Origin of the sequence: Psychrobacter sp. AOP31-B2-9 (assembly GCF_052378005.1) — a bacterium.
GTDB lineage: Bacteria > Pseudomonadota > Gammaproteobacteria > Pseudomonadales > Moraxellaceae > Psychrobacter.
Genome location: NZ_JBQSXG010000312.1, coordinates 1 through 727, shown reverse-complemented (window position 1 = coordinate 727; position 727 = coordinate 1). Strand labels below are relative to the sequence as shown.

Sequence of the window (727 nt, the reverse complement as noted above, 5' to 3'; positions counted from 1 at the left end):
AATGTACCCCACAGCCCTACCATTTATCGTTATGAAATAAAGCTTTTGATGGTCGTCTACAATCATCTTTTCATAGTAGGCCAGTAGTTTAGGCATCGGCTCATTTAATTGCCATTGCGGGATAACGTGTTCTTTATGCATCCAGTCATATATCAGTGGCATATCGTCGGGGTATTGAATTTGCCTTAGTCCATATACTGTGTCCGCTATTTTTTTTTCATAATTATTTGGCAATATTTGCGATAGGTTTGGCATATCAAGCTCTCTTTATTATAGTAAGGCTATTGTAATGCTTTGGGTAGAAAGTCTTGGAACGCTATTTTTTTCTCTACTTGATAATATTCTTCACCCAATATTTGGTTGATGATGATCGAGTTTCTATAACATCCCATGCCGAGATCCGGCACAGAGATACCATGAGAATACAAGCCAACATTTTGCACAAAGATAGTTTCGTCATCATCTATGCTATAGTTCCGAGCGATTTGATAACGCCCCTCCGTGTCATCTCTATTGATTTTTTCAGAGATAGAATGGATAAATTCTGGTGTTTTATATTCGTAGCCTAGTGCTAAAATCAGTGCTTGGGTATCCATCTTAAATTCTTTATTTAAATCTAGATGATTCAGTTGCAAGGAGAGTGTCTGGTCATTTTTTTTCTCTACATCGTTCAAGCGTACGTTAATGAGCATGTTGACATTAATCGGACTTTTTTTCGCTTTGATAT

General features: G+C 37.0%; 1 protein-coding gene and 1 pseudogene. Both read right to left on the bottom strand.

The annotated features are described in order from the left end of the window. Nucleotides 1–255: GNAT family N-acetyltransferase (locus tag ACT3SX_RS15390; RefSeq protein WP_444761855.1), on the bottom strand; the 255-nt coding region annotated here is incomplete at its 3' end. Nucleotides 256–281: 26 nt separating this feature from the next. Beyond that, nucleotides 282–727, bottom strand: a pseudogene (locus tag ACT3SX_RS15385) (alcaligin biosynthesis protein); the annotation flags it as partial.